At 32.4% G+C, this 25,692-nt stretch carries 30 protein-coding genes; 26 read left to right on the forward strand and 4 right to left on the reverse strand.

Features of this window, described 5'->3' with window-relative positions:
- Positions 1 to 14 precede the first annotated feature (14 nt).
- Genes RR554_RS00310 through RR554_RS00385 form a run of 16 tightly spaced genes read left to right on the forward strand, consistent with a single transcriptional unit; the run spans position 15 to position 12,901 of the window.
- Entirely contained in the window at positions 15 to 749 is a 735-nt protein-coding gene (locus RR554_RS00310; protein WP_332462178.1) for an energy-coupling factor ABC transporter permease, read from the forward strand.
- The gene (locus RR554_RS00315; RefSeq protein WP_332462177.1) at positions 746 to 1,042 is read left to right on the forward strand and encodes an energy-coupling factor ABC transporter substrate-binding protein; all 297 of its coding nucleotides are present in this window, start codon (positions 746 to 748) and stop codon (positions 1,040 to 1,042) included. Before RR554_RS00310 ends, RR554_RS00315 begins: the two co-directional genes overlap by 4 nt.
- On the forward strand, positions 1,029 to 1,709 hold the full coding sequence (gene cbiQ / locus RR554_RS00320; RefSeq protein WP_332467195.1) for a cobalt ECF transporter T component CbiQ: 681 nt from the start codon (positions 1,029 to 1,031) through the stop codon (positions 1,707 to 1,709). Before RR554_RS00315 ends, cbiQ begins: the two co-directional genes overlap by 14 nt.
- Positions 1,710 to 1,723: 14 nt before the next feature.
- Positions 1,724 to 2,527 (forward strand): energy-coupling factor ABC transporter ATP-binding protein, encoded by an 804-nt coding sequence (locus RR554_RS00325; protein WP_332467196.1) that lies wholly within the window; start codon positions 1,724 to 1,726, stop codon positions 2,525 to 2,527.
- Between the two features lie 4 nt (positions 2,528 to 2,531).
- A complete protein-coding gene (locus tag RR554_RS00330) occupies positions 2,532 to 4,052 on the forward strand; it encodes a cobyric acid synthase (protein WP_332467197.1) in 1,521 nt (506 codons plus the stop codon).
- Positions 4,036 to 4,641: a cob(I)yrinic acid a,c-diamide adenosyltransferase gene (locus tag RR554_RS00335; RefSeq protein ID WP_332467198.1), complete on the forward strand. Its 606-nt coding sequence runs from the start codon at positions 4,036 to 4,038 to the stop codon at positions 4,639 to 4,641. The genes RR554_RS00330 and RR554_RS00335 overlap by 17 nt, the downstream gene beginning before the upstream one ends.
- Positions 4,610 to 5,044 carry a precorrin-2 dehydrogenase/sirohydrochlorin ferrochelatase family protein gene (locus RR554_RS00340; RefSeq protein ID WP_332467199.1) on the forward strand — a complete coding sequence of 145 codons (435 nt, stop codon included), beginning with the start codon at positions 4,610 to 4,612 and terminating at the stop codon, positions 5,042 to 5,044. Before RR554_RS00335 ends, RR554_RS00340 begins: the two co-directional genes overlap by 32 nt.
- Before the next feature lie 13 nt (positions 5,045 to 5,057).
- Positions 5,058 to 6,344 carry a glutamyl-tRNA reductase gene (gene hemA, locus RR554_RS00345; RefSeq protein ID WP_332462171.1) on the forward strand — a complete coding sequence of 429 codons (1,287 nt, stop codon included), beginning with the start codon at positions 5,058 to 5,060 and terminating at the stop codon, positions 6,342 to 6,344.
- Entirely contained in the window at positions 6,334 to 7,311 is a 978-nt protein-coding gene (hemC, locus tag RR554_RS00350) for a hydroxymethylbilane synthase (RefSeq protein ID WP_332462170.1), read from the forward strand. The genes hemA and hemC overlap by 11 nt, the downstream gene beginning before the upstream one ends.
- Positions 7,259 to 7,969 carry a uroporphyrinogen-III synthase gene (locus tag RR554_RS00355; RefSeq protein ID WP_332467200.1) on the forward strand — a complete coding sequence of 237 codons (711 nt, stop codon included), beginning with the start codon at positions 7,259 to 7,261 and terminating at the stop codon, positions 7,967 to 7,969. The genes hemC and RR554_RS00355 overlap by 53 nt, the downstream gene beginning before the upstream one ends.
- 1 nt (position 7,970) lies before the next feature.
- Positions 7,971 to 8,948, forward strand: a complete 978-nt coding sequence (gene hemB, locus RR554_RS00360; RefSeq protein ID WP_332467201.1) for a porphobilinogen synthase — start codon at positions 7,971 to 7,973, stop codon at positions 8,946 to 8,948.
- Positions 8,949 to 10,259 carry a glutamate-1-semialdehyde 2,1-aminomutase gene (gene hemL / locus RR554_RS00365; protein ID WP_332462167.1) on the forward strand — a complete coding sequence of 437 codons (1,311 nt, stop codon included), beginning with the start codon at positions 8,949 to 8,951 and terminating at the stop codon, positions 10,257 to 10,259.
- Positions 10,249 to 10,989 carry an AIR synthase related protein gene (locus RR554_RS00370; RefSeq protein ID WP_332462166.1) on the forward strand — a complete coding sequence of 247 codons (741 nt, stop codon included), beginning with the start codon at positions 10,249 to 10,251 and terminating at the stop codon, positions 10,987 to 10,989. The genes hemL and RR554_RS00370 overlap by 11 nt, the downstream gene beginning before the upstream one ends.
- Positions 10,990 to 11,004: 15 nt before the next feature.
- The gene (gene cobU / locus RR554_RS00375; RefSeq protein WP_332462165.1) at positions 11,005 to 11,601 is read left to right on the forward strand and encodes a bifunctional adenosylcobinamide kinase/adenosylcobinamide-phosphate guanylyltransferase; all 597 of its coding nucleotides are present in this window, start codon (positions 11,005 to 11,007) and stop codon (positions 11,599 to 11,601) included.
- Positions 11,598 to 12,347, forward strand: coding sequence for an adenosylcobinamide-GDP ribazoletransferase (gene cobS, locus RR554_RS00380; protein ID WP_332462164.1), 750 nt, complete (start codon positions 11,598 to 11,600; stop codon positions 12,345 to 12,347). The genes cobU and cobS overlap by 4 nt, the downstream gene beginning before the upstream one ends.
- Positions 12,348 to 12,349: 2 nt before the next feature.
- Complete coding sequence (locus RR554_RS00385) at positions 12,350 to 12,901, forward strand: histidine phosphatase family protein (protein WP_332467202.1); 552 nt, start codon at positions 12,350 to 12,352, stop codon at positions 12,899 to 12,901.
- 34 nt (positions 12,902 to 12,935) lie between these two features.
- Here RR554_RS00385 and RR554_RS00390 read toward each other — a convergent pair whose 3' ends face one another.
- A complete protein-coding gene (locus RR554_RS00390) occupies positions 12,936 to 14,675 on the reverse strand; it encodes an ABC transporter ATP-binding protein (protein ID WP_332462162.1) in 1,740 nt (579 codons plus the stop codon).
- A 165-nt stretch (positions 14,676 to 14,840) separates the two neighbouring features.
- Here RR554_RS00390 and RR554_RS00395 point away from each other — a divergent pair, with 165 nt between their 5' ends.
- The 8 genes from RR554_RS00395 to RR554_RS00430 all read left to right on the forward strand — a co-directional run bounded on the left by RR554_RS00395 (position 14,841) and on the right by RR554_RS00430 (position 22,077).
- Complete coding sequence (locus RR554_RS00395) at positions 14,841 to 15,971, forward strand: hypothetical protein (RefSeq protein WP_332467203.1); 1,131 nt, start codon at positions 14,841 to 14,843, stop codon at positions 15,969 to 15,971.
- Between the two features lie 37 nt (positions 15,972 to 16,008).
- Complete coding sequence (locus RR554_RS00400) at positions 16,009 to 16,629, forward strand: hypothetical protein (RefSeq protein WP_332462160.1); 621 nt, start codon at positions 16,009 to 16,011, stop codon at positions 16,627 to 16,629.
- Positions 16,630 to 16,839: 210 nt separating this feature from the next.
- Positions 16,840 to 17,772: a hypothetical protein gene (locus RR554_RS00405; protein WP_332462159.1), complete on the forward strand. Its 933-nt coding sequence runs from the start codon at positions 16,840 to 16,842 to the stop codon at positions 17,770 to 17,772.
- Between the two features lie 114 nt (positions 17,773 to 17,886).
- Positions 17,887 to 18,813: an RluA family pseudouridine synthase gene (locus RR554_RS00410; protein ID WP_332462158.1), complete on the forward strand. Its 927-nt coding sequence runs from the start codon at positions 17,887 to 17,889 to the stop codon at positions 18,811 to 18,813.
- A gap of 303 nt (positions 18,814 to 19,116) precedes the next feature.
- Positions 19,117 to 20,301, forward strand: coding sequence for a DUF4767 domain-containing protein (locus tag RR554_RS00415; RefSeq protein WP_332462157.1), 1,185 nt, complete (start codon positions 19,117 to 19,119; stop codon positions 20,299 to 20,301).
- Between the two features lie 18 nt (positions 20,302 to 20,319).
- A complete protein-coding gene (locus RR554_RS00420) occupies positions 20,320 to 20,676 on the forward strand; it encodes a zinc ribbon domain-containing protein (RefSeq protein ID WP_332467204.1) in 357 nt (118 codons plus the stop codon).
- Between the two features lie 12 nt (positions 20,677 to 20,688).
- The gene (locus tag RR554_RS00425) at positions 20,689 to 21,591 is read left to right on the forward strand and encodes a DUF975 family protein (RefSeq protein ID WP_332462155.1); all 903 of its coding nucleotides are present in this window, start codon (positions 20,689 to 20,691) and stop codon (positions 21,589 to 21,591) included.
- A gap of 165 nt (positions 21,592 to 21,756) precedes the next feature.
- Positions 21,757 to 22,077, forward strand: coding sequence for a DsrE family protein (locus RR554_RS00430; protein ID WP_332462154.1), 321 nt, complete (start codon positions 21,757 to 21,759; stop codon positions 22,075 to 22,077).
- 118 nt (positions 22,078 to 22,195) lie between these two features.
- On the opposite strand, the gene RR554_RS00435 is transcribed toward RR554_RS00430, so the two are convergent.
- Both RR554_RS00435 and RR554_RS00440 read right to left on the reverse strand, forming a co-directional pair.
- Complete coding sequence (locus tag RR554_RS00435; protein WP_332462153.1) at positions 22,196 to 22,639, reverse strand: GNAT family N-acetyltransferase; 444 nt, start codon at positions 22,637 to 22,639, stop codon at positions 22,196 to 22,198.
- A gap of 88 nt (positions 22,640 to 22,727) precedes the next feature.
- Positions 22,728 to 23,366: an FMN-dependent NADH-azoreductase gene (locus tag RR554_RS00440; RefSeq protein WP_332467205.1), complete on the reverse strand. Its 639-nt coding sequence runs from the start codon at positions 23,364 to 23,366 to the stop codon at positions 22,728 to 22,730.
- 83 nt (positions 23,367 to 23,449) lie between these two features.
- On the opposite strand from RR554_RS00440, the gene RR554_RS00445 reads away from it, so the two are divergent.
- Positions 23,450 to 24,388 (forward strand): helix-turn-helix transcriptional regulator, encoded by a 939-nt coding sequence (locus RR554_RS00445; RefSeq protein ID WP_332467206.1) that lies wholly within the window; start codon positions 23,450 to 23,452, stop codon positions 24,386 to 24,388.
- Between the two features lie 45 nt (positions 24,389 to 24,433).
- On the opposite strand, the gene RR554_RS00450 is transcribed toward RR554_RS00445, so the two are convergent.
- Positions 24,434 to 25,267 (reverse strand): metallophosphoesterase family protein, encoded by an 834-nt coding sequence (locus RR554_RS00450; RefSeq protein ID WP_332467207.1) that lies wholly within the window; start codon positions 25,265 to 25,267, stop codon positions 24,434 to 24,436.
- Positions 25,268 to 25,380: 113 nt separating this feature from the next.
- On the opposite strand from RR554_RS00450, the gene RR554_RS00455 reads away from it, so the two are divergent.
- The coding region (locus RR554_RS00455; RefSeq protein ID WP_332462149.1) for a hypothetical protein at positions 25,381 to 25,692 on the forward strand (312 nt) is incomplete at its 3' end.

Below are 25,692 nucleotides of genomic sequence, written 5' to 3' on the forward strand. Positions count from 1 at the left end.
AGGAGATTAGTAAAATGAAAAAAGTATTGAAAAAGTTAGCAATGGGAATTGTCCTTATTGCCGTATTAGTCACTATCCTGCCGCAAGAAGCACATGCAATGCATATTATGGAAGGATTTTTACCGGTTGGTTGGAGTATTTTTTGGTATGTTGCTTTTGCCCCATTCTTTATTTATGGCTTAATGCAAATGAAAAAAATTGTAGAAGCTGACAAACAAAATAAAGTATTGTTAGCGTTAAGTGGTGCACTTATTTTTGTCTTATCTGCGTTAAAGATTCCTTCAGTTACAGGCTCTACATCTCATCCAACTGGTGTTGGATTAGGAACAGCTATTTTTGGACCAGCAGTGATTAGTGTGCTAGGGACGATTTGTTTGTTATTCCAAGCGTTATTCTTAGCTCATGGTGGAATTACAACATTAGGCGCTAACGCTTTCTCAATGGCAGTAGTTGGACCGTTTGTAGGTTACGGAGTTTACATGTTATGTAAAAAAATGAAAGTTAATACGTCAATCAGTTTGTTTGCTTGTGCTTTCTTAGCAGATATTGCGACTTACTTAATGACATCAATTCAATTGGGAATTGTTTTCCCAGATCCAAGTACTGGTATTATGGGTGCAGTTGTTAAATTTATGGGTGTTTTCTTATTCACTCAAGTACCAATTGGCATCGCTGAAGGTTTATTAACTGTTGTTATTTATAATCTATTAACATCTAGCTTGAAAGAACAAGGAGGAATTTTACGATGAAAAAAGGAAGTAAAACAAAAGCTAATATTCTTATGTTACTTGCTATAGTCGCACTTGTTGTAGGGGCATTGTTACTTCAACCAAAAGGTGAATTTGAAGGATCTGATGGTGCAGCTGAAGAGATGATTACAGAAATAAAACCAGATTATGAACCATGGTTTGAACCATTGATTGAACCAAAAAGTGGAGAAATTGAAAGTTTATTATTTACACTTCAAGGAAGTATTGGAGCAGCAATTATTGCTTATGTTATAGGTTTTAACAAAGGTAAAAATAAACATGTTACTGATTGATAAGATTGCTTATGAAAGTAAATTAAGGGATATCTCACCAAGGATAAAAACTATTTTTTATTTATTGCTTCTTGTTTACATGTTTATGGCGACACCGCTTTTTCAAGGTATCGGAATAATCGTGATTGGCATTGCAACAATTTATACAGCGCAACTATCAGTATGGCGCTATTTAAAATGGTTACTTGTTCCACTTCCTTTTTTACTAGTTAGTTTCATAACAATTATATTCACAATATCAACTTCCAAAAGTGGGCTGATTTTTTCGGTCCACTTGTTTGGAAGATATATTGGACCGAATGCGGCATCACTGAGTATGGGGTACCAGTTGTTTTTTAGATCGTTGGGTTGTTTAGTCTGTACTTATTTTTATTCGATGAGTGTTCCTTTTAATCAGATTTTACTTGTTTTAAGAAAATGTCACTTACCAAGTTATTTGATAGAAATAACAATGTTGATGTATCGCTTCATCTTTATATTATTAGATGAAATGATTTTAATTCATCAATCTCAAAGTATTCGCTTTGGTTATCATACATTAAGAACAAGTTACCAATCATTAGGTTTATTATTTAGAGTCTTGTTTGTTCAAAGTATGGCTAGATATAACAAGATGATGATTGCTTTAGAAATGAAGTTTTTCAATGGTGATTTTCCTCTGAATTGAAAGAAGGTTTAGTTATGTTAAAAATTGAAAATGTTTGTGTGTCTTATGATAATAAAAATCAAGTATTAAATGATATATGTATGGATTTTAATAGCAACACACCAGTTGGTATCATAGGTGCAAACGGCTCTGGAAAATCTACGCTTTTTCAAACAATTGTTGGCTTGTTAAAACCAACAAAGGGCAAAATTTTCTTTGACGGAAAAGAATTGAATTTTAAAAAGAAGAGTTTGACTGAGTTTAGAAAAAAAGTGGGGATTGTTTTTCAAGAACCGGAACAGCAAATGTTTTATTCAATCGTTGAAGATGATGTGGCGTTTGCCTTGAAGAACTTAGCTGTTTCTGAAGACGAGATTGTTAAGAGAATGAATAAAGCATTTGACTTGTTGGATATTCAACATTTAAGAAATAAACCAATTCAATATCTGAGTTATGGTCAAAAAAAGAGAGTAGCGATTGCGAGTGTTATTGTATTAGAAACAGAGTGGTTACTTTTAGATGAGCCAACAGCCGGACTTGATCCAGCTGGTAGAGGACATATGATTGAAATTATTAAACGACTTGTTTTAGAGAATAAGAAAGTTATTTTATCCAGTCATGATATGGATTTAATGTATGAGGTTTGCGAATATTTTTATGTTATTAAGCAAGGGTCACTTATTCTAGAAGGAACAAAGGACGAGATATTTTTAGACCGGGAACTGTTACTTGATGCTAAATTGGAACAACCTTGGTTAGTAAAAATGCATCAACAACTTGATATACCTCTTTATGAAAATGAAGAGACATTTTATAAAAATACAAGAGTTGGGGGATAAATAAATGGTTAAAAGTATTATGGTTCAAGGGACAGCTTCGGATGCTGGAAAAAGTATTTTAGTAGCAGGTTTATGTCGGATATTTTCACAAGATGGTTTGTCCTGTGTACCATTTAAGTCACAAAATATGGCACTTAATTCATATATTACATTAACAGGTCATGAAATGGGAAGAGCTCAAGTGTTCCAGTCTGAGGCAGCAGGAAAAGAACCTGATGTCAGAATGAATCCGGTATTATTAAAACCAACATCTGATCGTAAATCTCAAGTTATTTTTAACGGAAAAGTATTAGCCAATATGGATGCTGTTGAATACCATGAATTTAAACCGACTCTAAGTCATAAAATCTCTGAGTTATATCAAGAATTAGGCGCTGAAAATGATGTGATTGTTCTTGAAGGAGCAGGAAGTCCAGCAGAAATTAACTTGAACAGTCGTGATATTGCCAACATGGGTATGGCAAAAATTGCTGATGCACCGGTTGTGTTAGTAGCAGATATAGATCGTGGGGGAGTTTTTGCTTCAATTTATGGCACGATTGAATTACTAGAACCAGAAGAACGGGCACGAGTGAAGGGCGTAATCATTAATAAGTTTAGAGGAGATAAAGCGTTACTTGAATCTGGATTAGAAATGATTGAAAATTTAACGAATGTTCCTGTTTTGGGTGTTGTTCCTTATGGCGATTTTAAAATAGAAGATGAGGATAGCGTGGCTTTAAAAAATGTGAATCGCTATTACGATAGCAGTAAACCATTAGATATTGCAGTTGTTTCTTTGAGTAAGATGTCTAACTTTACTGATTTTAATAGCTTAGAATTAGAGCCTGATGTATCTGTTAGATATGTCTTTCCAGGGGATTCAATTGGCAATCCTGATGTGGTTCTAATTCCTGGAAGCAAAAATACATTAGAAGATAGTATCTTTTTACAAGAAAGTGGACTTGGAAAAGAGGTTCAAAAGTTACGAGAAATGGGTACGTATATTTTTGGCATTTGCGGTGGTTTTCAATTATTAGGAGAAACACTACTTGATCCTAATCAAGTGGAGTCTACAACTGGGTCAGTGAAAGGTTTAGGATTATTACCAGTTGAAACAACGATGCAGGAAACAAAAGTAACAGCCCAAGTCAAAGGAAGTGTTGGCGAGTTAAGTGTGACGGGGTATGAAATCCATATGGGTGAGACGATTCTTAAAGAGGGATGCCAACCATTTTCAAGGATTACAACTGAAAATAATCAACCAGTCGATCGTTTAGATGGCGCCGTTAGTGAAGATGAAAAAGTCTATGGTACATATCTGCACGGTATATTTGATGGTAGCGAATTTAGACGTGACTTTTTAAATAAAGTTAGACTAGATAAAGGTTTAGAACCACTAAATCAAGTGACACAGGAATATAGTGAATTTAAAGCAGAACAGTATGATAAATTAGCAGATATTTTACGTGAAAATTTAGATATGGAAAAAATTTATGAGATTATTAATCAGTCAGAGGAGGACTCAAATGGCAGTTTACACTAGAACAGGTGATCAAGGATTGACAAAATTGGTTGGTGGAGCAAGAGTTAAGAAATACCATCCAAGAGTTGAAGCTTACGGGACAACAGATGAGTTATGCTCTTTACTTGGTCATGCGATTTCCTTATTAGACGAAGCACACTTAGATTTAAAACCAGAGTTAATTGAGGTTCAACAGTTAATTTTTGATTGTTCAAGAGACTTAGCGGTACCTAAAGAAGGTATGCGAACTTATAAAGTAACTGGGGATAAGCATAAGTGGTTGGAAGAAAGAATCGATACTTACTGGGCAGAATGTCCAAAAATAAATAAATTTATATTACCTGGTGGCACACCATTTGCTAGTTGTTTACAAATGGTTCGAACCGTTGCAAGAAGAGCGGAACGTTGTGTTGTTTACTTGATAGATCAAAATGAAGATGTGAATCCAGAAGTGTTAATTGCATTAAATCGTCTATCTGATTATTTCTTTGTGGTAGCACGCTTTATTAACGTAAAAGCTGGCGAAATCGAAATTGATTATGAGAATAGTCCAAAAGTCTTTTCAAGAGGTGAAAAACGTGTATCCAATAACTCTGAACCTGAAAAATAAAGAAGTATTGATTATTGGTGGTGGAAAAATAGCTGCTAGAAAAGTTAGAGGTCTATTAAAAGAAGACGCAAAAGTAAAAATTATTAGCCCAACACTCTATTCGTCAATCAGTAAGGAATCTGTTGAATGGCTTGAAAAGATTTATGAAACGGGCGACATTATAGGCAATGAAAGTTTAATTTTTGCGTGTACGGACAACAATGAATTGAATGAGCAAATAAGAAAAGACGCTCACTCGTCTCAAATGGTTAATGTTGTTAGTAACAAAAAGGTATCAGATTTTTATAATATGTCGATGATTAAATATAAGGGAGTCAATATCGGTATTTCAACAGAAGGAGCGTCACCCATGATTGCCAAGCAAACACGTGTTGAATTGGAAGAGTGGTTAAAGAACAAATAAGGAGTCAAACGTCATGCATATTCTATATGTCGGATTAACATATAAACATACACCAGTAAGATTGAGAGAAAAAGTAACGTTTCTTAATCAAGATATAAAAGCAGCAAACAAAAGGTTATTCGCAACAAAAAGTGTTTTGGAAAATGTGATAATTAGTACGTGTAATCGTACTGAGATTTATGTAGTAGTGGACCAATTACATACAGGAAAATACTACACAAAACATTTTTTAGCTGATTTTTTTGAAGTTGATGTTGATGAGCTTGGGAATTATCTAGAATTTAAAGAAGGCGATGAGGCGTTAACTCATTGTTTTAGATTAGGATGTGGCTTAGATTCAGCAGTTCTTGGAGAAACACAGATACTAGGTCAGTTAAAAACAGGCTTTATTGAAGCGCAAGAAGCTGGAACAACAGGAACGATTTTTAATAAATTATTTAACGAGATGATTCATTTTTCAAAAAAAATGCATAGTACGTTTAAATTTAATGAGTCGTCTGCTTCTTTGAGTCATTCAGCACTGCAAATTGCGAATGAAGAATTTCCGGATTTATCAAATAAGCATTTATTTGTGATTGGCGCGGGGCAAATGAGTCAATTAGTGATTAAAAATTTGGAAAACTTTGATATTGGAAAAGTGAGTATTTTTAATCGAACGCTCTTAAATGCTCAAAAAATGTTACCTCTATCAACTTTGCCAATAGAGTGTTACCCTTTGAGTGAGTTATCAGAACATTTGCACCAAGCGGATTTATTAATAACAGCAGTTTCAACAGAGCACTCGTTTATTACGAAGCAATTATTAACTGATTCTGACTTAAAAAAAGCACTATTACTCTTTGATTTAGGTTTACCAAGAAATATTAACCCTCACTGCCAATTAGTTGATCATGTGACATTGTATAACGTGGATAGTATTAGCGAACGGATTAATCAAAATGCTAAAAAACGTGAACAATTAATGTTACAAGTTGCTGATGAAGTGGAAACAGCAGTAAGTGAATTTAAAGAATGGGAAAAACAATTAGGTATTATTCCTGCGATTAAAGAACTAAGAAGAACAACTTTAGAGGCCGAAGAAAGTGCTCTAAAAAGTTTGCAAAGTAAGCTTCCAGACCTTTCGGAACGAGAAGTTAAAATTATTAGGAAACATATGAAGAGCATTGTTAATCAAGCATTAAGAACACCGATTCGAGAGATAAAAGAAATATCAACAGAAGATAATGCAGCATATGATATTCAATTATTTAAGCGGATTTTTGGGATTGAATTAGAAGAGGAGAATGAACGTGGAGCGTAGTATTCGAGTTGGAACAAGAGGAAGTAAATTAGCAACTACTCAAACTAAACAAGCGATGGCTGAGATTCAGGAAAAATATCCAGATATTAAACTTGAATTAATTGAGATTGTGACAAAAGGTGATAGATTAAGAGACCAAAGTCTAACATCAATTGGTGGACAAGGTGCTTTTGTTAAAGAGATTGAGTATCAGCTGATGGAAGAAAAAATTGATATTGCTATCCACAGCTTAAAAGATCTGCCAACTGTTATTCCTGATGAATTAACAATTGGTTGTACACTCAAAAGAAAAAGTCCTCATGATTGTTTAATCACTCGAATAGAAGGACAAACTTTAGAAACGCTTCCTAAGGGTGCAAAAGTTGGAACAAGTAGTTTAAGACGTCAAGCACAGTTACTAAAAGTTAGACCAGACTTAGAGATTTTACCTTTAAGAGGTAACATTGACACTAGAATTAAACGTTTAGTTGAAGGAAGATATGATGCGATTCTTTTAGCTCATGCCGGAATTCAACGCTTAGATGTAAAAGAATCTGAAGTGTATTTTAGTGTTTTGAATACAAAAGAATGTTTACCAGCAATTGGCCAAGGTGCCTTGGCTTTAGAGTGTCGATCGAATGACAAAGAAGTATTAGACCTATTATCTTCACTAGATGACGACAAAACCAGACTGGCAGTTGAAGCTGAACGCGCATTTCTTCGTACCATGGATGGTAGCTGTACTTTTCCTATTGGAGGATTTGCCAAAATTGAAGAGGGTGTCATTAAGGTTGAAGGCATGATTTCAAACTATAATGGAACAGAGATAATTCGAGAAGCTTGTTCTGATAAAGACCCAATTATTGCTGGAACTAATTTAGGCAATTTATTGAAAGAAAAGGGTGCTGACAGACTGATTAAGGAGTGTCAAACTTATGTTAAGAACAATCCTTTACACACGGGAACACTCATGCCCGGAAGTTATTAAAAGAAAATTTTTAGAAAATAAGTTAGAGATAAAAGAAATTCCGTTAATAAAGACAATAGCATTAAAACATGATTGTCCTAAAGAAAAAATAGATTGGGTCTTTTTTACCAGTGTTAATACAGTGAAGTATTTAGATAAGACCTTTGACTTAACCAAGTATCAAATTGCTTCAATTGGTAACAAGACGACTGAGTGCTTGAATAAAAATGGCATTACTGTTGATTTTCAACCAACTCACGCTGTTGCAGAATGTTTTGCTGATGAATGGTTAGCTAAGCAGACAAAAAGCCAGCGAGTTTTTCTACCCAATAGCGCATTAGCAAGACCCGTTTTAAACAAGAAATTAACGGCTTCAAATCACGAGGTAATGGAAGAACATGTTTACACGACTATTTTTGAAGAAACAGCCAAAAATGAATTGAAATTGGTCCTCCAAGAGAATAGTATTAAAGATGTCATGTTGTCTAGTCCAAGTATTTGGCAACATTTTAAAGAGGTGACAGATGAGATGTCTGTTGATTTAAGTAATTGGCGACTTTATTCAATTGGCCCAATCACGTCTAGGGCAGTTGAAGCTTCAGGAGAGACAGTTTTTAAAGAAGCAAAAATTTATGATATGAGCCACCTATATGAAGAAATATTAAAGGAGATTAAGTAAAATGGAAAACTTTATGCGTCATAGAAGATTAAGAAAATCAGAATATATGAGAGATATGGTTCGTGAAAACCACTTATCCTTAGATGATTTAATTTATCCAATGTTTGTTATTGAATCAGGTGAAACAAAAGAAATTAGTTCAATGCCTGGAATTTTTCAATATACACTAGAAGATTTTGCGACTGAATTAGATGAATTAAATGAGTTAGGCATTAAATCAATTTTATTATTTGGTATTCCAGATTGTAAAGACGCAGTAGGAACACAAGCTTATCATAATCATGGCATCGTACAAGAAGCTATTAGAATAAGTAAAGCTAAGTATCCTAATATTTTAGTAATTGCTGATACTTGTCTTTGTGAGTACACAGACCACGGACATTGTGGTGTTGTAGAAGATGGTTATGTTAACAATGATGAGAGTTTAGAATTATTAGTAAAAACTGCTGTTAGCCAAGCTGAAAGTGGAGCAGATATTATTGCGCCATCAAATGCGATGGATGGTTTTGTTTATGCCATACGTGAAGGTTTGAATGAAGCTGGATACACTGATATTCCAATTATGTCGTATGCTGTTAAATATGCCTCAAGTTTTTATGGACCATTTAGAGAAGCAGCTGATAGTGCGCCTAAATTTGGTGACCGTAAAACTTATCAAATGGATCCAGCCAATGGACGTGAAGCTATGAGAGAATTAGAAAGTGACATTTTAGAAGGAGCTGACATGTTTATTATTAAGCCAAGTATGTCCTTTTTAGATGTTGTAAAAGAAGCAAAAACAAAAACAGATGCTCCAATTGTTTGCTATAACGTAAGTGGAGAATACTCAATGGTAAAAGCAGCAGCTCAAAATGGTTGGATAGATGAAGATCGTGTAGTTAATGAAATGTTAGTTTCAATGAAACGTGCTGGAGCTGATATGATTATGACTTATTTTGCTAAAGACATTGCTAAAAAAATGAAAGAAGTTGAAAAATAGATGAGAGAGACTAAACATTCTGAACAGGCATTTAAAGAAGCTAACGCATGTTTTCCAGGAGGTGTAAATAGTCCAGTACGTGCTTTTGGTTCAGTTGGAGGCACACCGTTATTTATTGACCATGCTAAGGGATCTCATATTTATGATGTAGATGGTAATGAATATGTGGATTATGTATTATCTTGGGGACCGATGATTTTAGGTCATGCGCAAGAAAATGTTGTGAAAGCAGTGATTGAAACTGCACAAAAAGGCACAAGTTTCGGAGCACCGTCACCACTGGAAACAGAATTAGCAACTTGGGTCAAAAAAAGAGTACCTTCTATTGAGACTATGAGAATGGTAAACTCTGGAACAGAAGCAACAATGAGTGCTATTCGTTTAGCTCGTGGTTTTACTAATCGCGAAAAATTTATTAAATTTAATGGCTGTTATCACGGACATAGTGATTCATTTTTAGTGAATGCTGGCTCTGGTGTGGCGACATTTGAATTAAATGATTCACCTGGCGTTCCTAAAGAGTTAGTTAATGCAACATTAAGTCTAGACTATAATGATTTAGCGGCAGTCGAAGAAACATTTAAACGTTATCCAGATGAAATTGCGGCAGTTATTATTGAGCCAATTGCTGGTAATATGGGAATGATTCCTGCAAAACCAGAATTTTTAAAAGGAATCAGAGAAATAACTAAACAATACGGTGCGTTACTTATTTTAGATGAAGTAATGACAGGGTTTAGATGTGATTATGATTCAGCACAAGGCTTATATGATATTGATCCTGATTTAACAACCTTAGGAAAAGTTGTAGGTGGTGGACTTCCAGCTGCTGTGTTTGGTGGTAAGAAAAAATACATGGATGGAATTGCTCCAGTTGGATCAGTCTATCAAGCAGGGACTTTATCAGGTAACCCATTAGCTATGGCTGCTGGAATTGCGACTTTAGAACAACTAACTCGTAAAGATTATGATGAAATGAATAAAAAAGCCGTTCGCTTGACAGATGGAATTAAAGAAGCTGCCAACGAATTTAATATTCCAGTTCAAACAACATGTCGCGGTACAATGTGGGGCTTCTTCTTTAATGAAAATCCTGTTGTTGATTTTAAAACATCAAAAGAAAGTGATCAAACTTACTTTGGTCATTTCCATAAAGAATTATTAAATCAAGGGGTGTATTTATCACCATCACAATTTGAAACAAACTTTATGTCTACAGCTCACAGTGATGAAGATATTGATAAAACAATCAAGGGATTTAAAGAAACGTTCAAAGTATTAGCTGATAAAGGTATTAAACATGAAAACTAATCAATTTCGCGATTTGACTATTTTAGAGTTAAGTCCTGAAGTTAATCTGGCTATTGCTTGTGACAGTAGTGCAAGTATTGGTGAAAAAGAACATGATACAGTAAAAGTTGATCCTGGGGTAACAGCTGCTTGTTGCCTCAGAGTTCCTTTATTTGAGCTAATCTGTGTTGGTGCTAAACCTATTTCAATTGTTGATGTGATAGGTAATGAGCTTGAACCAACAGGTAAAAAAATGATTGCCGGTATTAAACGGGAAATGAAAAAAGCTGGATTAGAAGATATACCTTTAAACGGTAGCACAGAAGAAAACATGACTACATCAATGAGTTCTTTAGGTATTACGGTTACTGGTCAATTTACTGAAGGATTTATTAAACCAGAAATTAGGGCAGATGACTATTTGTTTCAACTAGGTGAACCGTTAGTAGGACCAGAAGTTGTGGCTAATTTAGATTCTTTATGCAGCTACTCTGAGTTGTATCAATTAAAATCAGAAACTGGTGTTGCTGACTTATTACCGGTGGGGTCTAAAGGCATGAAGTATGAAGGTCAGTTAATGGCAAGTGAAAATGAATTAAGTATTGTATTTCATAGACCAGATGAACGGCAATTACAACAATCCGCAGGGCCTTCCACAGTTGTTTTAATAGCAGTTTCAGCTAAGTTAAAATCAGAAGTTGTCAAAAAACATCCACACTTAATTGAGATAGGTCAATTTAAACACGTATAAAGGGGTGTTAAAGTAATGGGTAAAATAATTTTAGTCACAGGTGGCGCTCGTAGTGGTAAATCAACGTTTGCAGAAGGCTTATTGAAAGATGAACCTTCTGTTTGTTATTTAGCTACTAGTGTTGTTCAACCAGGTGATGAAGAGATGAAAGATCGTGTTGCTAAGCATCAAAAACAACGATCTAAAAATTGGGTGACAGAAGAAAGATTTAAAAATATTGGGCAGTTTTTAGGTGAGAACAATCAGTTTAAAGGCTATCTTTTGGATTGTGCAACGTTACTTTCTATTAACTATTTTTATTCATTAATGACTGATCAATTTGGAGAGGATTACACGTTGATTGATAAAAAAATAGCGGCTTTTACAGAAGATGAAAAAAATAATATTGAAGCTAAAATAATGACAGAGTGGCATAAAATAATAGAAACGGCACGAAAACTATCAGGAGATTTAATTATTGTAACGAATGAAGTTGGCTTAGGCATTGTTCCAGAGAATCCTTTTTCGAGATGGTTTAGAGATATTTATGGTCGAGTGAACCAATATTTAGGCAAAGAGTCTGATGAAGTGTATCTAGTTGTAGCCGGTATTCCATTGGAGATAAAAAAATGAAAAGTTTGATATTATATTTCCAATTTTTTACAAGAATTCCCATTCCAATTGGTGTTGATAAACCAATGGAGAGAATGAAATCAGGCATTAAATTATTCACTTTTTTTGGTTTACTTGTGGGATTAATTGAAGCAATAGCTTTTTTTCTTGCATCTCAATTAGTTAGTTTCAATATAGCTTGGTTAATTGTCTTATTTGTTGATGTCCTTTTAACAGGTGGTTTTCATTTAGATGCTGTTGCCGATATGGCAGATGGATTGTTTTCATCTCGTAAGAAAGAGCGAATGCTTGAAATCATGAAAGACAGTCGAATGGGAAGTAATGGAGTGTTAATCTTAATTTTTTACTACTTAACCTGTGTTATTCCTTTTATGGAAGTCTCATCAGATTTAACATTAAAAACAGGTATCTTTTTAGTGATTGCTATGAACGTTGTTGGTAAGATGGGAATTAGTCTCATGTTTTATCATATGGTCTATTCAGGAAGTAATCCGCAAGGGCTAGGAACAACGTTTGTAGGAGTGAAAACTGTTGATATTATAATTGCTCAAATCGTTGGTTTAGCTATTTTGTATGCTATGTTTGGCTATCACGGGTTGATTGTATATGGGTTTGTCTTTCTTTTTATATTATTATATAGACACATGGTTTATAAAAAAATTGATGGACTTAATGGAGATACTCTAGGTTCAGCTGCTCCTTTAAGTCAAATGATTTTTATGTTATTTGTTTCAATGGTGATTTAATTATGAGAAATATTTACTTAATTCGCCATGGTGAGACAGATTTGAATAAAAGAAGAGCTTTTTATGGCAGCTTAGATGTTCCTATTAATGAAACAGGTATAGAGCAAGCAAACACTTTAAAAGAAAAATTTAGCAGACAATCAATTGAAACTTTATATGTCAGTGGAATGAAACGAGCCAATATGACTGCGGATATTATTTTTCCTAATGAGGTAAAAAAAATTGATATACGATTGAATGAAAAAGGTTTTGGCAAGTGGGAAGGACTCATTGCAGATGAAATAGAAGCAGCGTTTCCAAGTGAGTGGGAGAAATGGTTGAATGAGCCATTTGATTACACGCCACCAGGAGCAGAAAGCTTTGCAGAGTTTAAAGAAAGAGTGTTAACGGGATTTGAAGATATATTAAGTAAGTCAACTGGTGATTTAGCGGTAGTCTGTCACCTAGGTGTTATTCGAGTGATTGTTGAAGCCTATCAAAATACAAATGATTTTTGGTCAATCAAACTAGATCAAGACTCATGGATTGAATTAACTATAGAAGAAAAAGATTAGAAAAAACCAGTTGTTGGATTTTTCTAATCTTTTTTTACATAAACTGTGCTTCATAAAGTTCTTTATAGCGTCCATTAATTTTAAGAAGTTCTTCATGTGTACCTTTTTCAAGAACAGTACCATTTTCCAAAACAACAATTTCATCTGCCTTTTGAATGGTTGATAGTCTGTGAGCAATTACTAAAGAGGTACGTTCTTTTAATAAATTATCAAGGGATTCTTGAATATATTTTTCAGATTCATTATCTAATGAGGCAGTAGCTTCATCCAAAATAAGAATCGGTGCATTTTTTAAAAAGATTCTTGCAATAGCGACTCGCTGCTTTTGACCACCAGATAGTTTGATTCCTCTTTCTCCGATTTCTGTTTCTAATTTCTCTGGTAAAGAGTTAATAAAAACATCTAATTTGGCGGCTTTAAGTGCATTTTGTATATCTTTTTCAGTTTTATTTGTGGAACCATATAGTATATTATCAAGAATCGTTCCATCAATTAATTCGATGTCTTGAGCGACAATACCAATATTTTTTCGTAATGAGTAAAGAGAAAATTCTTTGATATTATGTCCATCAATAATAATCTCACCATCAGTAACATCATAGAGACGAGTTAAGAGCTTGGTAACAGTTGTTTTACCTGATCCAGAAGAGCCAACTAAGGCAATCATTTTTCCTTTATCAAGTGTTAAGTTAAAGTCATCTAAAATTAAAGTTGATTGCTCGTAATCAAAAGACACATGATTAAATTGAATACTATTTTCTAAATTGGTAAATGTGATTGGATTCGTTTGGTCTACTACTTGTGGATTTAAAGCATAGATATCTAAAATTCGATTATAAGAAACTACCGCTTGTTGGAATCTGCTTACCATTTGAGTAAAGGAACGAATAGGATTTTGTAACATTTTTAAATAAGCAAGATAAGCAACCATTGCACCAACCGTTTGATTTCCCTGGATGATAGCATAACCGGAATAAAGGAGAACAATAGCCATTCCTAGATAGTTTACTAGTTCAATTGTGGGTGAAAAAATGGTTTGATATTTCATTGCTTCTAAAAAATTATCTCTATTTTTAACATTGAGTGTGTTAAAATCTTCAGCCTCTTTGGACTCGTTGACGAATGTTTTAATTAGTAAAATGGATGTTAAACTTGTTTGTAAATGGTTATTAATCTCAGAAGTTGAGGCTCTAACCTTTTTAAAAGCGCCTTTGATATGACGGCTAAAAAAAGTGTTTAACAGGTAAAGAATAGGAAATGTCAATGTAATCAATAGCGTGAGAAAGGTATCTTGAAGGAGCATAAATATATAAATAAAAACAAAAGTGAATAAGTTCGATATGAGCTTTAGACTTTGAGCTGAAATAAGGTCTTGAAGTGCTTTAACGTCACCAGTTAAACGAGTCATTAAATCACCAGTTTTAGAATTTTCAAAGTAAACAAAATCTTGTTCTAATACGTGGGTATAGAGTTCATTTCTTAGATTAGCAATCATATGTTGACTAATTCGGCTCATAATAATATTTGAATAGTAAGTTAGAAAACTTAAACAAAAAGCAAAGATTAAAATCATTCCCACGTTCATACCAATGTCAGAAAAAGATTTTTTAGGAATGGAGACATCAATCATTTGTTGTGTTAACTGTGGAATTTTAAATTCAAAAAAGGAAATTCCGAGTAAAAAAGTAAAACTGACAGCGAGCATTTTTCTTTCATGGGTAATCTTTGAAAATAAAAATTTAAGCATACTGAAAATACTGGATTTATCAGTCATTTGAATTCCTCCATTCTGTTATTATTATATCATTCTCTATGTAACATTGTACGAGAATGACTCTTGAATAACGAATTTATTACAAAAATCGAACACATTCATATTCTTTTATCAGTTATAATGTAATTGTATGTTATTTTTTGATATATAAAAGGAGAATAGTTTATGAAAAAAATTAGTTTGTTAGTATTAAGTTTAGTTCTTGTATGTATGGGAGTTAGTTTAACCACAGGCCATTTAAATGGAGAAAAAAATGTTGTTTATGCGGCTAAAAATTTAGGTGACAGTGCGAGAATTGAATGGGGAGTGACGAATCAAGACCTAGTGTCAACAGATGGAGTAGAGTATCCAGCAGGTCAAAAAGTTGCAAGATTTACTCGTTTAGATCAAAAACCGACAGGACCTTATTATTTAAAACTTAAAGTAGAATTAGTTTTTGGTTTTGGTCATGGAGAAGTGGCAGATAAGTACGTGACTTCAAAAGAAACAAAGGTTGTTAAACTTGATTCAAAGGGTTATACCGCAACTGATACAGAAATTCATAGTGAAGCTGGAGCTTATGGTCCGTTAAAACCAGTTAAGGAAGAGATGAAACCTGAAGGTAATTACATTAAAGACGGTCGCTACGTTACATACTCAAATAAAAATTATAATACTTATTCTAATTTTGGTTGGAAATATCGTCTTTCTGGCTCAAGTTTACAAAATAAAACATTCCAAGCAAGAGGAAAATACAACCATCAAAATGGGTCAACTTATTTATCACTTTATGATAATAAGGGAACATGGTACGGTTATGTAAATGAAAAGGCTGTAAAAGTAGGTAGTGGTCAACAAGGAGCTTATATTAAGGACGGTCGATATGTGACACTGACTAATAAAAATTATAATTCTTGGTCAAATTTTGGTTGGAAATATCGTGATTCAGGAGCTAATTTAGCAAATAAAACGTATCAAGCAAGAGGGAAATATAATCATTCAAATGGTTCAACTTACTTATCTTTATACGATAATAATGGTAAGTGGTATGGTTATATTAATGAAAAAGGAACTAAAGCAGGAAATGGCAAACAAGGGGCTTATATTGCTGATGGTCGCAAAGTTAAGCTTATTAAGAAAAACTATCAGTTATGGCAGAATTTTTCTTGGAAAAAATGTCAAGACAGTAATAAATTAGTTGGGAAAACATTCACTGCCAGAGCTAAGTATTATCATGTAAATGGCTCAACTTATTATTCTCTATATGATGATAAAGGCAATTGGCAAGGATATATTAATTCAGAAGGTGTTAGGTAATAAAAAAATAGGAACAAACTAGAAAGGAATAAAAAATATGACTAAGAAAAGTATCCAACTTATTACTATCAGTGTATTGATTACTTTTGTTGTTGTGTCACTTGGTTTTATTTCTTATATTAAATATCTTGATGGAAAAGAAAACAAGTTATCAAAAGTTCCTCAAAATAGAATACAGATTAACAATAAACAAGATTCCTTATTATTAAAAGAACAAGGAATGGTTGATTTTAATGCGAATGAAAATAAAGCAATTGTTTTAATCGAGCATTACCAAAAAGATAAATTAAAAGAGAAGAAAGAGCTTTTAAGTGTTTCAGCTGAATCGGGTACAAAAGAAAAAATATCAGGTAGGATTCAATGGGGAATGTTTAACAAAGAAGGATTTGAAAATAATTTAATGGTAGCGATTGAATCAAATGAGGGAATTCAAACAAGTACTGAGTATATGATGAAATCAAAAACATCAGGTGGTACGAGTATAGGATTTAATCCTGACGGCTATGAAATAGGTAAAAAAAGAAAATACGCACTTGGTGTTTGGGGATTTGGTGAAGAAGCTATCACATCATCACCTGATATAGAGACAGGCGAATTGGATATTGAGGCTATGGCATCCAATGATGACAGTTTTATCCTTTACGTCATGTTTAAATAAATATTTTTTATACATGATTACGCACAGATAACGTTTCCATGTTTTTGATAATTAATTTATAACAACTAATTAATGATAAAAAGATAATAAAACATCGTTTTGTTATCTTTTTTGGCATTTTCACCTTCTTTTTTTACTTATCTAATGTATAATGAAAGATGGAGATTTCACATTAAATTGTATTTTAGTTAAAAAAGGAGGGTTTAACAGATGATTGGAGATTTTTTAAATATTGAATTACAAGACATTCAAGAACGTTCTGACATTCTGGATAAACCAACCAAAAATGAAGTGGTACTTCTTCATGCTAAAGCAATGAAATATGAATGGAAAGAGTATGCTTTTTTTGAAGAAAGCACTCATGCTTCAGGGCGAGAATTAATTGTTCAATTACCTGAGGAAGCCTTAAATGATCTTATGCAGCTTAAAAAATTATGTGATTCACTAGCTGAAAGAGGTATTGGAGAAAATAGAGATTACGAGTATGTTATTCGCTGGAATCAAAAAGAAGCGAATTTTCACTTGTTATATAGTGAGCGAAAGAAAAATGTAGGAAGAACGCCACGGATTTATACACGAGATTTTTGGTATGATAAAAAAACTAATAGACAGGCAAAACCTCATGCTAAAAATGCAGAACTTAGATTTGAAGAAGGAACGTTTCAACGCGACCGTAGTGGTAAAATTAAATATGAAGGACCTGCGTTTTTAGAAAGAGATCCTTTTTTTGCTTCTGAAAACTGGTATCGTCATATGGAAGAGACGATTCTTAAACTCTTTAAGGAATATGGATTTATTAAAGACGAAAATTATGACCTTTGTGTAATCGATATTGATGAGAAAGAACAAGATAGTCATTCAGAACTTGTTCCAGTTGCAACGCCGAGTAATTTGATTTATTTAGATGAAAGAAGAGATTCAACAAAACAAAAAAGTGAGAGAAGTGTTGAAATTTCCGAAAAAATAAAAGGTCTTTTGACGATTGGTTCAGTGACATGTCAAAAAATTGGTTCAGGAATTAGTACTGGGTTTAAAACAGTATTTAAAGAGATTAACAAAAGAGTTTCACCTTTTTTTAGAAATATCAAAAGAAAATTAGTGAATGCTCCTTTTTTCAAAAAATTAATGGAATTTATTAGTTAAAACATTTACGAGTACTTAGCAAAAAAGTTAAGTTAATTGTAAATGTTTTTTGTTTTTTCGTTAAAACATGTTAAAGTAAAGCTGAGAATAAATTAAAGAAAAGGGCCTCAATGAATGAAAAATAAAAAAAATAATACGAATTTATCAAAAAGTGACTCAAGAGCATCTAAGTATATTGTAGAAAAAGAAATTGAATTGTTGCCTTTCTTATTGGAAACATTAAAAGGGTTAAGTCGTAATTCTGTTAAGTCAATTTTAACAAGGGGACAGGTTAGTATTAATGGTAAAGTAGTAACAAAACATAATCATCCACTAATTGAAGGAACAGAGATAATTATTCAAGATAATAAAGCAGCAATGAAAGAAAATGCTTTAGTTGGTCTTCAGATTATTCATGAAGATGCTGATGTTTTGGTGATTGAAAAAGATGCTGGTCTTCTGTCTGTTGCCACTGATAAAGGACCTGAGGTAACAGTCTATAGTCAGTTAATGAATTATGTTCGCCAAACTAATCCTAAAAATAGAATATTTGTTGTTCATCGTTTAGATAGGGACACATCAGGTGTTATGCTATTTGCAAAGAATGAAAAAACAAAAAAAATATTACAAGAAAATTGGAAAGAGTTAGTGCTTGAAAGAATTTATACAGCAGTTGTTGAAGGAAATGTTAAAGAAAATCAAAAAACGATTACGTCTTGGTTAACTGAAAGCAAAACATTTAAAATTCATTCATGTCCATTTAACAATGGGGGAAAAAAAGCCATTACTCACTATAAAAAAGTTCGTGGAAATCAAACGTATAGTATGTTGGAAGTGAACTTGGAAACGGGGCGGAAAAATCAAATCCGTGTTCATATGGAAGAAATTGGACATCCAATCGTAGGAGATAAAAAGTACGGAGCACATTCAAATCCATTAAAGAGACTTGGATTGCATGCAACAACACTAGTATTTATTCATCCAACAACGAAAAAAAGAATGAAATTTACATCTAAAGTACCCAAAAAATTTACAAAATTAACTATAAAAGAAAAAGAATAATAAAAAAGCAAAAATTGGATAACTTATCAATTTTTGCTTTTTTATATTTTAAAGTTACTAAAAGGAACAAAACGATAAAAAAATAATTACTCTTTTTCTTTTTTTTATAACACGAACTAGTTATCAAACTTAAATTGAATAAAGATAAAAACAGAATAAAATAAAAGAGTGGCTATTCGAAATTGGAATAGCTAAATAAAATAATGACTCATAAAAAAAATAATTGTCTATTTTTATGGAAGAATCTCATAAATAATCAATTTTAAATTTTTTTATGTTATTCTAAACTTGGAGGTGGTATAAATGCAAAAAATAAAGAAATTGGTAATGGTATTCTGTTTGTTCTTAGGTCTTTTTTTAATAGCGGCTTGTCAAAAGACTGACTCAAGTTATGAACAAGCTATGGAAAAAGCAAAACAAGCGATTATTGAGAAAAAATTTGAACAAGCAGAAGGGTTTGTTGAACTGGCATTAGAAAACAAGAAAGAAGACAAACTAGCTAAGTCTTATCAGACTCAATTGCAGTTTTATCAAGAAGCATTGAAGTTAAAAAAGGATAAGAAGGAAAAAGAAGCAAAAGAAAAATTTTTAAGTGTTACAAAAGTCAAAGATGGTTCTAATAAATTAGTAGAGTACGCAGAAAAAGAAGTAAAATTAATATCAGAACCAGTAAATAAGTCAAAAAATAAAATACCTGAAAAAAAGGAAACTAAAAAAGAAGCATTATGGAACGAAAATAAAAGTAAAGAACTTTCATCTTTTATGTCAAGTTGGGGAGAATCGATGGGACAAAAGTACAAATCTTATACGGCTCAGGAAAGTGTTGATTTTTATGGGTTACAACTCCCAAAAGATATATTTGATGATAAGGTAAAAATGGCAGTCAATGAACAACCCGTTTCCGTTTCGTGGTCAGATGATGGAAACGGAAATGCAGAATATAATTTGGTTGAAGTGTACTCAGATGCAGAGTCACAGCCGTATTTAGGAAAACATTTATACTTTTTCACATTTAAAGATGGGCAACCGATTGTTTTAATAACTGAACAAAATCAAGGAAATGAAAAAAATTATCTTCATTTTAAGGAAACTGCAAGTGCAGATCTGAAGAATGGATTTATGGCAATTCTTGAAGGAAAAGAAGCCTCAACTCCTGAGAAACAAACAAGTCACTTTGATGGGGAAACAACAACAGCACTCAACGCAATAAAAGGTACTTATTTTGAAAATGGTGAGGGAAACGCAGTCTTCTCAATTGATGATGAATTTTATCATGATTTAGTAAATAATAAAGACTATCCACTATCATCTATCGGAAAAGATGAGCAAGGTGTTTATAACATTGCGTGGGATATAGAGCAGTTTGAGCAAATATACGGTGCAAGAAGTGCTGGGCCAGGGCCACAACCTTTCATGTACCGATTAGTTTCTGATACAAATGGAGTAGTTCTTGAAGACTTAACAGGAAAAACGTATACTCAGAAGTAGTGATAAGGGGGAGATGTTTTGAAGTGTGCAACATGTGGCAAAGAAAATGAAGATGATCAATTATTTTGTATTGATTGTGGTCAAGAGTTAAAAGAAAATGAAGATTTTCCAATCAGTGAAACAGAAAATTCAATGATAAAAAAATGCCCTAGATGTCAATCACTTTATGATGATTCATTTGATTTTTGTGGAAAGTGTGGGTATTCATTAAAAGGAAAAGAAAGAAGTTCGATTGTTCAAAATGACTCAGTTGTTTTACAACAAGAGATGTATCAAGTGTCAGAACAACCAAAGAAAGATAAAAAATGGTTAGTTATTTTAGCCATAGGGGCAATTGTTGCTTTCGTATTAGGATACTGGATTGCGGTAATATAAAAGGAGAAAAAAATGAGTGAAATGAAATTTTGCCCAAATTGTGGCAATGAGTTAAAACCTGAGACAAAGTTTTGCGGAAAATGTGGGTATAATGTTCTAAATGATGAGAAAGAAAGTTTTTCTGAGAAGATGAAGACCTCCTTTGATAAAATTCAAAAGGATGAACCATTTGAATTGAATTTGGAGACGGCTGAAGGTTTAGATGTTTCAAGAACGGACTTAAAGTTTGAAGCACAAAAGAAACTATCCGGACGTTACGGAGAATGGTTAAAGAGTATTATTTGGTATTTAGTTGCAGTGGTAGTGATAACATTTATTTCAATGATAGCAACTGGAAAAATGTCTTATGTTGACTATGCTTCGTATTATTATGGGTATTCGACAGTTAGTGGTTTCTCTAGATTATTTTGGTTTATTATTTGGGTAGTAGCAGTAGTAGGGTTATTTTTGATTGTGGTATTATTTAATGCTGTCCTTCAGTGGATGGCAATCTATTCGTTAAAAGGAAAAGAAGCTAATGGGGTTAAAATATTTGAGTACTTGGTGAAAGCACAAAAAAATCGTGTTCTAAAAGCAAATGTTTTAATGAATATCTATATATTCTTTTGGAGCTTACTCTTTATTATTCCTGGAATAGTGAAGCAAGCATCATACGGCATGACGAATATTTTACTGGAAAAAGAACCAGAATTATCAGCAAGTGATGCGATTAATTTAAGCCGTCAAATTATGAAGGGGTACAAGTTGGAGTTTTTAATTCTAAGATACTCATTTTTCTTCTGGAATTTAGTTAGTGGCTTAACATTTGGCTTAGCAAGTTTTTATGTTTTACCTTATCAATATACAACAGAAGTTTTATTTTTAGAGAATCTTTATGAGAAATATCTTGAGAAAACAACTGAAGAAATTAAATAGTTTTAACTAAAAAAATTTTACATTAGAAGACACGAAAAAGTGTCTTTTTTTTATTGTTTAAATAAGTTAATGATGTATATTGGAGGTAGAGATAGTTTGTTTAATCACAAGTAATTATCAAAGTAAGAATTACTTTTAAATAGAAGGACAAAGGAGAAATAAAAAATGAAATTAGCCATTATTTTAGAAACAAAAGAACATGAAAAAGCTTGGAATGCAGTTAGATTTGGTGTAACAGCGTTAAAATTAAATCATGAGGTAAAATTATTTTTAATGGGTGAAGCTGTTGAAATTGAAAGTATAGTAGATGAACAATACGATGTAGTCGATCAACTTGAGAAGTTTAAAATGGGAGATGGAGAATTATTAGCATGTGGAACATGTCTGATTTCTAGAAAGTTAGAAGATCAAACTGCATGTCCTATTTCAACAATGGTTGATTGTGTTGAAATGGTGGAATGGGCGGATAAGACTGTAACGTTTTAATGTTAATAAAAAATTGAGAGCCATTATTAAAGGTATTGCAGTTTTGATTTGGTAAATTGTAAAAAAATTACCTACTGTTTGGAGTAAATAGATTACTCTTTCTCAGTAGGTAGCTTTTTTATCTAGTTGAATAAAAATAGAAATACTCAGTTTCTCTTTTAAAGCCAATTTTTTCATAAAGTTGTTGTGCTGGATAATTGTCTGAACTTGTTTCAAGTCGCAAACCTTTAGAGTTAGTTTCTTTTGAGAAATTAATAGCAGTTTTCATCAACTCATCAGCGATTCCTTTTTTTCGAGCAGATGGTGCGATATACAAGTCATTTAAAATCCACATTTTTTCCATACTAACAGATGAAAAAGAAGGGAAAAGTTGGGTGAATCCAACAGGCTTATCATTTAGATAGGCAATGTAAATCATAGAATCTTGATTATTAAGTCTTTCAAATAGAAAAGATTTCGCTTGTTTTTTATCTGAATTCTGCTTGTAAAATTGGCGATATTGATCAAATAATTCAATTAATTCATCTAAATTTTCTGTTGTTCCATTTTTTATTTTTATCATAAATAAATTATCTCCTTAAAAATTTTTAGGTCAACTAATAATAGTCTAATATAATTAAGGTTGTAAGTAAAACGTTTTCAGAGTTCTGTTAACTATAAAAAAGAGGAAACACTTCTTCTAAATCATTAATTCCTTTTTCAATGATATCTTCGGAATTTAAAATAGCTGTTCCTTGTAATCGTATTTTATAAAAATCGTCAAATCCCATAATTTCCTGAAAAATTCCTTTAATAAATAAATGACTAATATCTAGAGAAGTATATCTATCTTTATTGGTATAAATTGAACCACTTGCTTGAATCATAAGCACCTTGTAATCATCAGTCATTAGGCCAACTGAGCCATCTTCTGTGTATTTAAAAGTTTCTTTAGCAATTAGAATGTTATCTAAATAGTCTTTCAAACGAGATTCAACATTAAAATTGTGAAGTGGTGTGACAATTACAATTCGGTGATGTTCTTTGAATTGTTCAAGAAGAGTATTCGATAGGGTTTCAATATATTTTTCCTCAGGTGTCAGAATCGCTTTAGTTTGTTGCTTTTCCCAAATAGTGAGTAATTCGTCTTTTTTTATAGCAGGAATTTGGTTATCATATAAATTTAGAATTGTTGGTTCTTGAGTTGGAAACACTCCTTTAAAGTGCTGAATAAATATTTCTTGGAATGCTACTGAAAAGCTATTTTTATTTGTAAAGTCTGGGTGTGAATTAATGATTAATGTTTTCATATACAATTACCTCTTTCTTTTGATATGATAACTATAACTAAAAAAGGTGCCAATTTACGTCACCTAAAGAAAGAGTTATCTTTATGAAAAAAGCAGAACGATTAAATCAAGAATTAATTTTTTTAAAAGATAAGAAAACATTTCAATTAAAGGATTTGATGGATGAATTTCAAATTTCCAAACGAACAGCTTTAAGAGACGTTCAAGAGCTTGAAAGTATGGGCCTTGCTTTATATACTGAATATGGTCGTAGCGGGAAATATCAATTGCTTAAACAACATTTATTAACACCAATTTATTTTAATGAAACTGAAATTCAAGCTATATTTTTTGCTTTAAAAGCGCTGACTCTTGTTTCATCAACTCCTTTTGATCATTCGTACAAGCGAATAAAAGAAAAGATGTTTGAAACACTACCAGAGTTACAAAAACAAAAAATAGAAAATATACTAAGTGTTGTTAGTTATCATAATGTTTCTCCAATCAATGAAGTTAAGAGCTTAGCATATTTATTAGAAGCTATTTTAGATAGGAAGATATTGAAAATAACTTATACACAATTTGAAGAGGAAGTTATTTATATCCAATTATTTGATTTGTTTTATCGTCAGGGCATTTGGTTTTGTAATGGGTATAATGTTGCTAAAAAAAAATGGGGTGTTTTTCGATGTGATTATATGGAAAAAATTGCCCTATCAGACAAGGTGTTTAAAACGTATGATGAGGATGAAATGTCTATCTTTTTGAATGACTACGAAACAAAATTTCATGATATTTCTTTTAAATGCCGTCTGACACCATATGGAAAAGAATTGTTTTTAAAGAGAAACTACCCAAACATGTCGCTAAAAATAGAAGATGGTATTTCTTACATTGTAGGAGCGTATAATGATGAGCATTTACCGTTTCTAGTTCAATATTTGGTTTCTTTAGGAAAACATGTCACGATTGAATATCCTGAAAAATTAAAGCAATGTTACTTAGAAGAATTAAAGACAATCATTTCTTTTTACGAAAATTAATCAGTGGAGAGATAGCTAAATTGAGCTATTCTCTCCACTGATTAATTATTTTTTATACCATTTTTTTACATCTTCTAAGTAACTATATTTAATATTTAACTGACTAAGTAACTCTATGTCATGAGTGTGAGTGGTTCCTTCTCTTAAAAGTTCTTCATATAGTTCGAAATAGGGCAAGTTTTGTTTGTAAGCTAGGACGATTTCCTGTTCAATGTCATAACTAACTCGTTTAAAATTAACTTGAATTCTACCTAGATCATCTATTTCTAAAATAGCATATTGTGCTCTTAAATCATCGTGTAGCTTAGGCCAACTGGTGAATGGTTGACCAATAGATCCAGGATTAATAATCAATTGGTCGTTAGTACTATACCGCATAGTTTGATGATGAATGTGAGCATAAACAGCAATATCGAAATTATCATTAAATAATTGATCAAAATTTTCTTGAGGTTGAGCGGGTGCTAAAAAGGGACCAAAATTTTTAGTAGGTAAATTATGGGAAAGTCCAATTTTTAAGCCATTCACTTCTTTAACACAGCTCAAAGGTAGTTCTTCAATTAACTTTTGCTCTTTTTGAGTTAATTGTTTTTCAACGTAATGAGCGAGCTTAGCAATATAAATATCACCTGGATCATTCACATCGATTTGATTATTAACACCTGCCAGATAACAATCTTCCCAATTACCACGTAGAAAAACAGAAAAATGATAAGAATTAATTAGTTCAAAAAGGGCTTTTGTTCCAGGACCAGGCATGAGTAAGTCACCAAGAAACCAGTAGTCAGTAACATGTTCTCTTTCACTGTCTGTAAGTACTGCTTTTAGAGCAGATTCATTTCCATGAACATCTGCTAAAATAGCTATTTTATGAATCATAATAAGTCCTCCAGTGTATTTTATTTAAGTATATAAAATGAACAGACTTAAAACAAATGTTTTTTATAGTCTTTTTTAGATAAAACAACGTATACTACCAATAGGTGATGAAAATGAACGATATTTTTTTATGGAATGAAAACATAGGAGCAGTAACAGATAGAATAGAGGCATCCTCTCATACTCATTGGATGTATCAATTTTTTATTAGTTTAAGTGGTACGTTGATGATTGACATTGAGAATCATGAAATAAATACTTCGGCAATTATAGTGAACAAACAAGTGAGACATGAGTTTTGTGGTAAAGGGAAACATCATTTAACTTTCCTGGTCAATCCAACTTCTGAAATTGGACGTCAACTAGCTAGTCATTTTGAGGGGAATGAATCTTATTACTTGATACCAGAGAAAATATCTCGACAA

The organism is Vagococcus sp. (assembly GCF_036639995.1).
In the GTDB taxonomy this organism is placed as follows: Bacteria; Bacillota; Bacilli; order Lactobacillales; family Vagococcaceae; genus Vagococcus.

Excerpts from the sequence above, each read along its gene's own strand:
- RR554_RS00310 (WP_332462178.1), top strand. The coding sequence starts at position 15 with ATGAAAAAAGTATTGAAAAAGTTAGCAATGGGAATTGTCCTTATTGCC.
- RR554_RS00315 (WP_332462177.1), top strand. The coding sequence starts at position 746 with ATGAAAAAAGGAAGTAAAACAAAAGCTAATATTCTTATGTTACTTGCT.
- cbiQ (WP_332467195.1), top strand. The coding sequence starts at position 1,029 with ATGTTACTGATTGATAAGATTGCTTATGAAAGTAAATTAAGGGATATC.
- RR554_RS00325 (WP_332467196.1), top strand. The coding sequence starts at position 1,724 with ATGTTAAAAATTGAAAATGTTTGTGTGTCTTATGATAATAAAAATCAA.
- RR554_RS00330 (WP_332467197.1), top strand. The coding sequence starts at position 2,532 with ATGGTTAAAAGTATTATGGTTCAAGGGACAGCTTCGGATGCTGGAAAA.
- RR554_RS00335 (WP_332467198.1), top strand. The coding sequence starts at position 4,036 with ATGGCAGTTTACACTAGAACAGGTGATCAAGGATTGACAAAATTGGTT.
- hemA (WP_332462171.1), top strand. The coding sequence starts at position 5,058 with ATGCATATTCTATATGTCGGATTAACATATAAACATACACCAGTAAGA.
- RR554_RS00355 (WP_332467200.1), top strand. The coding sequence starts at position 7,259 with ATGTTAAGAACAATCCTTTACACACGGGAACACTCATGCCCGGAAGTT.
- hemB (WP_332467201.1), top strand. The coding sequence starts at position 7,971 with ATGGAAAACTTTATGCGTCATAGAAGATTAAGAAAATCAGAATATATG.
- hemL (WP_332462167.1), top strand. The coding sequence starts at position 8,949 with ATGAGAGAGACTAAACATTCTGAACAGGCATTTAAAGAAGCTAACGCA.
- RR554_RS00370 (WP_332462166.1), top strand. The coding sequence starts at position 10,249 with ATGAAAACTAATCAATTTCGCGATTTGACTATTTTAGAGTTAAGTCCT.
- cobU (WP_332462165.1), top strand. The coding sequence starts at position 11,005 with ATGGGTAAAATAATTTTAGTCACAGGTGGCGCTCGTAGTGGTAAATCA.
- cobS (WP_332462164.1), top strand. The coding sequence starts at position 11,598 with ATGAAAAGTTTGATATTATATTTCCAATTTTTTACAAGAATTCCCATT.
- RR554_RS00385 (WP_332467202.1), top strand. The coding sequence starts at position 12,350 with ATGAGAAATATTTACTTAATTCGCCATGGTGAGACAGATTTGAATAAA.
- RR554_RS00390 (WP_332462162.1), bottom strand. The coding sequence starts at position 14,675 with ATGACTGATAAATCCAGTATTTTCAGTATGCTTAAATTTTTATTTTCA.
- RR554_RS00395 (WP_332467203.1), top strand. The coding sequence starts at position 14,841 with ATGAAAAAAATTAGTTTGTTAGTATTAAGTTTAGTTCTTGTATGTATG.
- RR554_RS00400 (WP_332462160.1), top strand. The coding sequence starts at position 16,009 with ATGACTAAGAAAAGTATCCAACTTATTACTATCAGTGTATTGATTACT.
- RR554_RS00405 (WP_332462159.1), top strand. The coding sequence starts at position 16,840 with ATGATTGGAGATTTTTTAAATATTGAATTACAAGACATTCAAGAACGT.
- RR554_RS00410 (WP_332462158.1), top strand. The coding sequence starts at position 17,887 with ATGAAAAATAAAAAAAATAATACGAATTTATCAAAAAGTGACTCAAGA.
- RR554_RS00415 (WP_332462157.1), top strand. The coding sequence starts at position 19,117 with ATGCAAAAAATAAAGAAATTGGTAATGGTATTCTGTTTGTTCTTAGGT.
- RR554_RS00425 (WP_332462155.1), top strand. The coding sequence starts at position 20,689 with ATGAGTGAAATGAAATTTTGCCCAAATTGTGGCAATGAGTTAAAACCT.
- RR554_RS00430 (WP_332462154.1), top strand. The coding sequence starts at position 21,757 with ATGAAATTAGCCATTATTTTAGAAACAAAAGAACATGAAAAAGCTTGG.
- RR554_RS00435 (WP_332462153.1), bottom strand. The coding sequence starts at position 22,639 with ATGATAAAAATAAAAAATGGAACAACAGAAAATTTAGATGAATTAATT.
- RR554_RS00440 (WP_332467205.1), bottom strand. The coding sequence starts at position 23,366 with ATGAAAACATTAATCATTAATTCACACCCAGACTTTACAAATAAAAAT.
- RR554_RS00445 (WP_332467206.1), top strand. The coding sequence starts at position 23,450 with ATGAAAAAAGCAGAACGATTAAATCAAGAATTAATTTTTTTAAAAGAT.
- RR554_RS00450 (WP_332467207.1), bottom strand. The coding sequence starts at position 25,267 with ATGATTCATAAAATAGCTATTTTAGCAGATGTTCATGGAAATGAATCT.